Source organism: Alkaliphilus sp. B6464 (assembly GCF_018141165.1).
Classification (GTDB): domain Bacteria; phylum Bacillota; class Clostridia; order Peptostreptococcales; family Natronincolaceae; genus Alkaliphilus_B.
Genome location: NZ_CP058557.1, coordinates 396,499 through 406,429, shown reverse-complemented (window position 1 = coordinate 406,429; position 9,931 = coordinate 396,499). Strand labels below are relative to the sequence as shown.

General features: G+C 31.7%; 9 protein-coding genes and 1 pseudogene. 5 read left to right on the top strand and 5 right to left on the bottom strand.

Annotation, left to right across the window (positions count from 1 at the left end; all coding sequences use genetic code 11):
- Positions 1-16: 16 nt before the first annotated feature.
- The 3 genes and pseudogenes from HYG84_RS01870 to HYG84_RS01865 form a co-directional block, all read right to left on the bottom strand.
- Positions 17-844, bottom strand: a complete 828-nt coding sequence (locus tag HYG84_RS01870) for a polysaccharide deacetylase family protein (RefSeq protein ID WP_212380272.1) — start codon at positions 842-844, stop codon at positions 17-19.
- A 161-nt stretch (positions 845-1,005) separates the two neighbouring features.
- Positions 1,006-1,132, bottom strand: a pseudogene (locus tag HYG84_RS20220) (IS1380 family transposase); the annotation flags it as partial.
- Positions 1,133-1,276: 144 nt separating this feature from the next.
- Positions 1,277-2,050: a YfjL-like protein gene (locus HYG84_RS01865; protein WP_212380270.1), complete on the bottom strand. Its 774-nt coding sequence runs from the start codon at positions 2,048-2,050 to the stop codon at positions 1,277-1,279.
- A gap of 178 nt (positions 2,051-2,228) precedes the next feature.
- On the opposite strand from HYG84_RS01865, the gene HYG84_RS01860 reads away from it, so the two are divergent.
- The 4 genes from HYG84_RS01860 to HYG84_RS01845 all read left to right on the top strand — a co-directional run bounded on the left by HYG84_RS01860 (position 2,229) and on the right by HYG84_RS01845 (position 7,535).
- The gene (locus tag HYG84_RS01860; RefSeq protein WP_212380268.1) at positions 2,229-3,119 is read left to right on the top strand and encodes a PhzF family phenazine biosynthesis protein; all 891 of its coding nucleotides are present in this window, start codon (positions 2,229-2,231) and stop codon (positions 3,117-3,119) included.
- 145 nt (positions 3,120-3,264) lie between these two features.
- On the top strand, positions 3,265-4,779 hold the full coding sequence (locus HYG84_RS01855; protein ID WP_212380265.1) for a glutathione ABC transporter substrate-binding protein: 1,515 nt from the start codon (positions 3,265-3,267) through the stop codon (positions 4,777-4,779).
- Positions 4,780-5,391: 612 nt separating this feature from the next.
- Positions 5,392-6,801: a group II intron reverse transcriptase/maturase gene (gene ltrA / locus HYG84_RS01850; protein ID WP_249168693.1), complete on the top strand. Its 1,410-nt coding sequence runs from the start codon at positions 5,392-5,394 to the stop codon at positions 6,799-6,801.
- 407 nt (positions 6,802-7,208) lie between these two features.
- Positions 7,209-7,535, top strand: a complete 327-nt coding sequence (locus HYG84_RS01845; RefSeq protein ID WP_212380261.1) for a YlbF family regulator — start codon at positions 7,209-7,211, stop codon at positions 7,533-7,535.
- A 239-nt stretch (positions 7,536-7,774) separates the two neighbouring features.
- Here the strand turns inward: HYG84_RS01845 and HYG84_RS01840 are convergent, their stop codons facing one another.
- Complete coding sequence (locus HYG84_RS01840; RefSeq protein WP_212380259.1) at positions 7,775-8,023, bottom strand: hypothetical protein; 249 nt, start codon at positions 8,021-8,023, stop codon at positions 7,775-7,777.
- A 396-nt stretch (positions 8,024-8,419) separates the two neighbouring features.
- Here HYG84_RS01840 and HYG84_RS20795 point away from each other — a divergent pair, with 396 nt between their 5' ends.
- On the top strand, positions 8,420-8,602 hold the full coding sequence (locus HYG84_RS20795) for an IS3 family transposase (RefSeq protein WP_212380257.1): 183 nt from the start codon (positions 8,420-8,422) through the stop codon (positions 8,600-8,602).
- On the opposite strand, the gene HYG84_RS01830 is transcribed toward HYG84_RS20795, so the two are convergent.
- Positions 8,536-9,930, bottom strand: coding sequence for a sensor histidine kinase (locus tag HYG84_RS01830; RefSeq protein ID WP_212380255.1), 1,395 nt, complete (start codon positions 9,928-9,930; stop codon positions 8,536-8,538). The two genes, HYG84_RS20795 and HYG84_RS01830, sit on opposite strands and share 67 nt — an antisense overlap.
- Between the last annotated feature and the right edge of the window lies 1 nt (position 9,931).

The following is a 9,931-nucleotide window of genomic DNA, read 5'->3' as shown; positions in this document are numbered from 1 at the left end:
AAATATTAGCCGTTCTTTACATCTTTACAGCATTTATTGCATTCATTATGTTATTATAAACATCTTCAGGTGATTGATCTCCTCTAACATTTATACGTTCTAATGCTAAAGGATCACTGTTTTTTGTTACAACTCCATAGTCAACACTTAATTGAATATCAAAACCTAATGAAAGAGCAGCAGATTGTGAAAATGCATTATAGCTTCCATAAGGAAAGCAAAAAATAAAGGGCTCCTTTTCTAGATTCTGGACCATTAAATTTTTGGATAATTGAAAATCATCATAAACTCTCTTATAATATTCATCTGTATCATCAGTTTCTTTAAGCTTTATATCTTCATTATGCAGATTATATGTATGACTTCCTATTTCAACTAATCCGCTATCTAGCATTTCTTTAGCTTGTTCCCAGGAAAAATGTTGATAATTTCCTGGTTTTTTTCCTCTAGAGCTTACAACTATATTAATATTTGCTGGTATATTATTTTTCTTTAATATAGGATAAGCAATGGTATAGTTACTCTCATAACCATCATCAATAGTAATTACTAGAGGATTATCTGGTAGTTTTTCATCATGAAACAAATAATCCCTTAATTGTGATATTGAAATAGTATTGAATCCCTTTTGTTTTAAATAATTAAGCTGATTTTCAAAAAGTTCGGCAGATATAATCTCACTAACTCCTGTTTCGACTACAGTTTCTTCCACAAAGTGATGATACATCAGTATTGGGATTACTACCTCTTGCTCCTTATCTTTAACTATTGACTTAGAAGTTAAAACTGATAGTGGATTTATAAGTAAAAGACAAATAACAACCAGTAGAATTTTGAATTTCATTTTTACATACCCCTTTGAAATAATATTTAATTTTTTAAAATCATATAGCATCTATTATATTTAAAACTATGTAATACCTAGACCCCATGTCAAATTTAAATTACCTTGATTTACAGTTAATTTAGGTAGAATCTAGCAAAATTCTTCTATATTGTACCATTTTTATTGCAGAAAGCAAAGGATGTTATAATAAGGATTTCCTAATTTTTTAGAATTATAGTCTTTAGTTGCTCCTCCTTGATGTCCTTCTACATTGATTACACTACTATCACTATCGATACTTGCACTTACACAGATAGTAATTAACGAAAGAACAATCTATACTAGAGATAGATATTAGCGAGTAACAAAAATTGCAGGGGTGGTTCTATCTATTTCAAACAAAATTAAAAGTAGAGAGGTATTTCACTTCTCTACTTTTTAGGTAGTAAACTACTTTTCATGTTCAATTTCCCATTGAGCTTGATGGTCTTTAATGACAGTAATCAAGTCTTCAGATTCCATCTTTTCTACAGGAAAATCTAGTAGATGAAGACTTTCGCCAAGAGGAGAATCTTTCGCATCAGATTTAGGTTGTCGTATTACAACAGAGTAGTTTTTAAATTGAAGGGAATTATTCTTCATTAATTCATCAACCTCAATCAATCTGTCACATAAAATCTCGTAATTAATCTTGTCGGAAAATATATAAACAGAAAGATTAGATTCCAGAGGTAAATTATCTAAATCTAATTTCATATTAAGGGCTAGTTTATCTCTATCATTCTCGTCAAAAGAAAAACCTGCAATCAAAATATCTGTCTCATAAGGAAAATTTTTCTTAAAAATCTCTTCCACAACTGAATCAAACTCTTTTTCAAGTCTAGTATAGGTGTTAAACCTGCCTACAACATAACCATCATAATCATCACTAATTTTACCACTTCTGTTATAAGTCACATAAAAAGCTGTATCTGGACTAGACTTTGACTGGACATATTTTCCATATTGACCAAATTTGAAATTATAAGTTGTTTTTTTATCCTTATAGTCAAGATCATTTATAAAAGAATAGTTATCTTCCAAATATCTATTTATATTTTTATTTGCAATAGCGGCAGAAATAGGATTACCAGTAAAGGAATTAGTTATAAATAGAATTAGTAAAATTAAAGCAACTGAAACAAGACCAGCAATGATTTTTAGTATTAACTTTTTTTTAGTCATTAATATCCCCCTCTCAACTAATTAGTCACAAAAATTCATGTTTTGTTACAAATAATATAAAAATATTTTAAAGTATATATATATGATACACTATTTATGATGGTTAAATATTTTATATAAAATAAACTAACAAAAACAAATATACAGAACAAAGGGACGGTTGAGAGGAGTGATTTAATTGGAAAAAGAAATATATACAGTAGATGCTTTTTCAGAAGTGGATTTTGGTGGTAACCCAGCTGGTGTTGTACTTGATGCTACAGGATTAGATGAAAAACAAATGCTAAAAATTGCAAAAGAGATGAATTTATCAGAAACAGCATTTATTTTTCCATCAGATGATGATACGGCAGATTATACTATAAGATTTTTCACTCCAACTCAGGAGGTAGATTTATGTGGACATGCTACCATTGCATCATTTTTTCTATTAGGTACAAAAGGACTAATAAAAAGTGATAATGGCATAAAAATTGTTAGACAAAAAACAAATGCAGGTGTACTTCCTGTAGAATTGCATTTTAATGATAGTAGAGTTGAAAAAGTATTAATGACTCAGACCAAACCTAAGTTTATTTCAAAAATCAAAATTATAGATGATCTGGCCAAAATTATGGGATTAAATATAGACCATATTGGTGTTGAAAATTTTGATCTTGTTCCAGAAATAGTATCTACAGGGTTAAAAGATATTATAGTACCTGTTAAAAGTTTAAAGGTGTTAAAATCAATATCTCCAAATTATGAGATGATAAAAAAATATTGTAAAGAACTATGTGTAGTAGGTATACATGCTTTTACACTAGAAACTGAGGAAAAATATTCAACAGTATCTTGCAGAAATTTTGCTCCTCTAGTTGGAATTGATGAAGAAGCGGCTACTGGAACTTCAAATGGAGCATTGGGAGCATATCTTGTTAATAATAATGTTGTTAAATATGAAAACAGTATAACAATAGTATCAGAGCAAGGATATTATATGGGAAGACCAAGTAAAATATTAGTAAAAATAGAAGGCCCCAAAAATGATTATACTGTTAAGGTTGGTGGAAGGGCAGTAATAAAGTAGATATTGTAGAAATTACTAGGATAGTTTTACTATTTTGTGAGGTTTTACTCATATTTTGGAAAATATTCTCTAAAAAGAAGGATATTGTAATCAATGTGTCGTAATTAATTATATGGTAGTTAAATTATATAAGGAGGAAAAATAAATGAAAGCGATTGTAAAAAGAATTGCTAAAATGTTAATTTTCACCATGGTATTCATAGGATCTGCAGTACCACTTACTTATGCGGATACACTTCGAGTAGCTCAAGGTGGAGATGCTAGAATATTAGACCCACATGGTTCTAATGATAACATATCTTCAAGAGTTATTAAGCAAATTAACGAAACATTAGTAGTGCAAGATGAAAACATGGAGTTACAACCGGGTCTTGCAGAATCTTGGGAAAAGATTGATGATTTAACATTTGAATTTAAATTAAAGCAAGGTGTTAAATTCCATAACGGCGAAGAGCTTAAAGCAAGTGATGTTAAATTTACATTATTAAGAGCTATAGAGTCTCCAAATGTTGGACATATTGTAGGTGTAATTAATAAAGATGGAATTGAAATATTAGATGATTATACAATTAGAATTTCTACTATAGAACCATTTGCACCACTACTTGCTCATTTAGCGCATACAGGTTCAAGTATTTTAAATGAAAAAGCTGTAACAGAAGCTGGTGATGATTATGGTTTAAACCCAGTTGGAACAGGCCCATTTAGGTTTAAAAGCTGGGTAAGTGGTGACGAAATTACTTTAACAAAATTTGAAGAATATTATGGCGAGAAAGCTAAAGTTGAAGAGGTTAAATTTAAAAATATAGTAGAAGCAACAAATAGAAGAATTAACCTTGAAACCGGTGAGATTGACATTGCATATGATATTTTGGCATCAGATATTAAGAGTGTTGAAGAAAATAAAGAACTTACACTTTATAGAGATGCTAACTTATCAACATCATATATAGGATTTAATGTACAAAATAAGCCTTTTGATGATGTAAGAGTACGCCAAGCAATCAATTATGCTGTTGATGTAGATTTAATTATAGAAGCTGTAATGGAAGGTGTAGGACAACAATCTAACGGGCCATTAGGACCAAATGTCTGGGGATCAAACCAAGAATTACAGCCATATGAATACAATGTAGAAAAGGCTAAAGAGCTAATGAAAGAAGCAGGTCTTGAAAATGGATTTAAAACATCTATTTGGACAAACGACAACAAAATAAGAATGGATATAGCTGAAATTGTTCAAAGTCAATTAAAAGCTGTTAACATTGATGTTGAAATCAAAGTTGTTGAGTGGGGACAATACTTGGATGGAACAGGAAATGGAGAGCATGACATGTTTATCCTTGGATGGACAACAGTAATAGAAGATCCAGACTACGGTCTATATGCATTATTCCACTCTTCACAATTTGGAGATGTTGGTAACAGAACATTCTATAGCAATGCTAAAGTTGATGAATTGTTAGATAAAGGAAGAGTAGAAACTGATCCAGAGACAAGAAAAGCATATTACTTAGAAGTACAAAAAATTATTAGAGATGATTCTCCATGGATATTCTTAAACATTGGTCAAAATTTAACTGGTACAAGAAGCAAGGTGAAAGGATTCAGTCAACATCCTACAGGACACCATCAATTATCAGAGGTTTATTTAGAGTAAAATATATAGTAATTTAATAAGGTGATTATAAAATAGCAAAAATAATCTATTAGCTAATTCCTTATCAACCGTCATCAGATCGGAGCCAAGTTCAAATTAGTATTACCGAGGAATGAGTTCTTGCTTATTTTCTTTTTACACAATTATATAGGCTTAATCTAAAGGGAGCGTTGCTGATTGCAACACTCCCTAATAGTGTGCCCAGCATGGGCGATAACTTGGCGGTGAAAGTCCGCTGTGGGCTTGGTAGTGGGAACCACTAGCCGAAGGCAAGGGTGTCCATCGCGAGGTGGAATCTGAAGGAAGCCCTAGGCAAAGTCTTGGTCTGAGGAACACGAACCACATATAAGGCTTACTTGGGACGGACGAGTTTGCTATTCAAAACGAAGTCCAACACTACCCGAATCTCAAGGAGTAAATGTGGCAGATATATGAGATGAAGGTTATCGCTCCTACCTGGGGAGGTCTCAAGGATATGTTATGGAAATGCATTTTGAAATAACAACCTATATAGTGATGTATAGCTGAATCTTGAGAAGTCAGCAGAGGTCATAGTACTTATCTAGTCATGAATAGATAAGGAAGGACTGAACATTAAGGAGGATGAAGATTTTGAAGGATTCAATAGATATACAACGACAGCAGAAAACTTCGTATGAAGACTCTAGTGCAAAGAATAAGTTGGAAACTAAAGGTATGCACGGAGTGCCTAGTATATCAGTGGCATCTACAAATGAAACATCCAGTGCAGCTTCAGATAATCTCATGGAAAGGATACTATCTAGAGATAATATGCTATCTGCTCTTAAAAGAGTAGAAAAGAATAAAGGTAGCTACGGAGTGGATAGAATGAAGGCTGATGAACTTCGACCTTTCCTAAAACAAAACTGGCTATCTATTAAAGATAGTATCTCAAAGGGTAGATATAAACCCAGTGCTGTAAGAAGAGTCGAGATACCTAAACCAGATGGAGGTATGAGACTTTTAGGAATACCTACTGTATTAGATAGGCTAATCCAGCAAGCCATAGCACAAACCTTAACGAATATATTTGACCCTTACTTTTCTAATAACAGCTTTGGTTTTAGACCAGGAAGAAGTGGGCATGATGCTGTGAAACAGGCGAAAGAATATATGAATCAAGGATATAAATATGCGATAGATATGGACCCTGACAAATTCTTTGACAAGGTTAACAATGACATATTAATGCACAGAGTGTCCAAGAAAATCAAAGACAAGAGAGTTCTAAAACTGATTAGACTTTACTTGCAGTCAGGTATTATGCTAAATGGAATAGTTGTAAGAAGCGAAGAAGGCACCCCGCAGGGAGGACCATTAAGTCCACTTCTAGCAAATATCCTTTTAGATGACTTAGATAAAGAACTGGAGAAGAGAGGACACAAATTCTGTAGATACGCTGATGATTGTAATATATTCGTAAAGTCAAAAAGAGCAGGACAAAGAGTTATGGACAGCGTAACAAATTTCCTTGAAAATAAACTAAAGTTAAAAGTAAATAAAGAGAAAAGTGCAGTAGATAAACCTACTAGAAGAAAATTTTTAGGTTTTTCATTCTACAATTTATGGGGAAAATACAATATCCGAATCCATGATAAATCTATTAAAAGATTTAAAGATAAAGTTAGGAAGATCACGTCAAGAAGTCATAGTATAAGCATAGAAGATAGGATTAGAAGACTCAACCAGATTACTACAGGATGGGTTAACTACTTTTCTATTGCGAAAGCAAAGGGAATTATGCAAGAACTTGATGAATGGATAAGAAGAAGATTGAGAATGTGCATATGGAAACAATGGAAAAAGCCAAGAACTAAGATTAAGAATCTAATATCATTAGGCGTACTTAAATACAAGGCCTATGAATGGGGAAATACAAGAAAAGGCTACTGGCGTATAGCCAATAGCCCAATCCTATCTAGAAGTCTTACCAACAAATATCTCGAATCAATTTCTTACCAGAGCCTATCGGCTAGGTATCAGAAAATGCAATTAACTTAATGAACCGCCGTATACGGAACCGTACGTACGGTGGTGTGAGAGGGCGGAAAATAAAATAATTATTTTCCTCCTACTCGATTTCAAAGCATCAGACAATTTAAATTATCCTAGAAGAACGGTCTCCTTCCAAAAAAGCCCCCTACAAATCCAGGAAATCTAAAGAAAGGTCTACGCCATATAGCTGCTAAAATGAGGAACCATTACAATCGCACTTATTATAGTGTTCCATACAGATAAACCCCTCCTATTATGATGTATTGGCCTTTACCTAATACATAATATGTAGCACGCATGAAAGGTGATGTAATATTATTTTGTTTATAAAATATGAATAAGAATTTTTAGTATTTATATGAATATTATGTATTGAATCTATAAAGGTAAAGAAACTATAGGAGGGGTGCAAAGTGGGTATTGGAAGACAATTAGTACAGCAGGTTGTCAATACAAGGGAATTTATGGAACTTAAAGAGGCCAGGGGTAATATAGACAGATATCCCCAATTAAAGCAAGAGGTTGAAGCCTTTCAAAAAAAGCAAATGGAAATCATGTCAAGAGCTAGTTCTCCACAAGAGGCAGAGCAAATGTTAATGCGGCTCAACGACGAATTTACAAACCTTGCTCAGTATCCTGAGGTTAATAGAATGATAAAAGCAGGTGAAAGGTTTAACGAGATGATGCTTAGCATTTATAAAGAAATTAATGAAATATTAGCATCATATCTTCAGCATTAAGAAGCAATCAACTTTAGAAGAGCTTCTTAATAGTAGAAAGGAATGGATATCAAAGCAATTTGCAAATTCAAATACTGAAATTGAAAAAAACAATTATTAGGAAAGTTGAGAAAGGTGCCATACGAAGAAATCAATAAAATACTTAACTTCTTTGAAAAAATAACTAGCTCCAATCTATATCCCGAGCTAGTTATTTTTTCAAATTTTCTAATGGAAATTATTTTGTATACTCAACATATCTAGAAGAAAGGGAATCTTCTGAATCCGAAACCAAAGAAAGGAAATCTTCCAAATCCAAAGAAGGGAAAGCCAAAAAAACCTGGGAATCCGAATCCAAAACCAAACTGTTGAGTATTAATCGGATCGTTATCATATTGATAATTGTACATAAGGGTATTCATTGGATAATTATCATATTGATAATTGTACATATGGGTACTAATCGGATAATTATCATATTGATAATTATACATATTATATGGGTTCATTTTTTCACCTCCCCTCTTTTTTGTTCTCAGTTTCCAATAAAACTGAAGACTAGACTAATTAATATTTTGGTAAATAGTTATATACTCGTTATATAATATTTTTCATATACAGATAGTGTGATTAGAAAATTTAAAATCAAAGTTACAGTTTTCGACTTTAGAATTACTATCATTGTGTAGTGATTTTACATTTTTTTAAGTTACTTTGCGTCTAGTGACACGGATGCTGGTATAATAAGTTAAGCGAGTTAGCAGCGAAAGATCACCTAACAATAGAACAATTAGGTAATAATATTTTAGAAAAATATATTGATAATTTAGAAGAAGCTCTAAGTTCAGAAGAACAACAAAAAATAAGGGAAGATTATATTTTATTAGATCAGTATTTATAAATCATTGAAAACGGAGTTGTTAATTGATGGTAAATTTTATACTATACAAAAAGCAAAGAATGCAGTATTTGAGTATATAGAAATGTTCTATAATACCAAAAGACTACATTCTTCATTAGGTTACAATATAACTATTATCTTTGTTCCTACTCCTATTGTACTTTTTACATCGATAGTGCCACCATGAATCTCAATAATTTGTTTAGCAATAGCCATGCCAAGTCCTGATCCCTTGTGGCTTTCTCCCGTATTAGTACCTCTATAATATCTTTCAAATAGATTGTCTAAGTCCTCTTTAGAAATACCCTTTCCATTATCCTCTATTTCTACATACACTTTGTCATTTTTATATACACTAATGATAATTTCTGTGCTTTCATTGTTATGAACAATAGCGTTATATATAAGATTAGTAAATGCTCTTTGTATCAAGGATTTATCAAAGGTAAAGACAATTCTCTCCTCACTGGCATTAAACTGTATTTTTCTATTTTCATAATTAGGATTGTTTAATATATCAATAGTAATATCCCTAAGGACTTCTATAATATCTTCCTTATTACGAACTATAGGAATTAGGCCATTTTTTAAAATCTGTGTCAGCTTTAAATCCTCCAGTAGTCCCTCCATATAATAAGCCTTTTCTTTAATTATATTAGAATATTTTTTTATCTCCTCATCAGTTAAAACATATTCTTCATCAGCTATAAGCTCACCATAACCTTTAATAGAAGCCAGGGGAGTTTTTAAGTCGTGGGACAGATTATGAATCCATTCCTCTCTCATTTTCTCTGTAACCTGTCGCTCAACCTCATTAATCTTTAATGTATCAGATAAGTTATTAAGAGTAGTATAGACTTCTTTATATAAGCCTTTTTCAACATACTTTTTATCGTATTCACCCTTTGATAATTGACTTATACCTTGGATTATATGGATAACAGGATTAGTAAGATTTCTACCAAAAATATATCCCATTACTATAAAAACCACTACAGGAATAATAAATAGACCTATAGCTGCTGCAAATATATTTGATTTTAATTCCTCAATTGAATAAAGATACATATATTTAGCTATCTTATCCATAGGAAAACCTATAATATAACTCCATTTATAGTCGTTTATATCAGCAGTACCAGCAAAGGTAGTATAATTATCTATAACACCAGTATAAATATTATGATAAACTATTTGGCTAGGAGTATAATGATCTAATGTTCCTTCTGGTTTATTCCAATGATAAACTTCATATCCTTCCTCATCTAAAATCTGAATCCAAGCATTCCGATGATTAAGTTCTTCAAGTCCATCCTTTGTTACCGTGGGTGTGCCATCCTCTTCAATAATGTATTGATAGAAGTCTAAGGAAAAGTTGGGCAACTGAGTCCACTTTTCATCCCAATGATTATCTGAAATAAAAAGTTCATAGACTACAAAAATATTGATATGAAAAACAATAATAACAGATAATACAAGAATTAATAAAAAACGCAATAAAATTTTCCATTTCATT

Coding starts and splice junctions, on each gene's coding strand:
- HYG84_RS01830 (WP_212380255.1), bottom strand. CDS start 9,930: ATGAAATGGAAAATTTTATTGCGTTTTTTATTAATTCTTGTATTATCT.
- HYG84_RS01865 (WP_212380270.1), bottom strand. CDS start 2,050: ATGACTAAAAAAAAGTTAATACTAAAAATCATTGCTGGTCTTGTTTCA.
- HYG84_RS01855 (WP_212380265.1), top strand. CDS start 3,265: ATGAAAGCGATTGTAAAAAGAATTGCTAAAATGTTAATTTTCACCATG.
- HYG84_RS01870 (WP_212380272.1), bottom strand. CDS start 844: ATGAAATTCAAAATTCTACTGGTTGTTATTTGTCTTTTACTTATAAAT.
- HYG84_RS01840 (WP_212380259.1), bottom strand. CDS start 8,023: ATGAACCCATATAATATGTATAATTATCAATATGATAATTATCCGATT.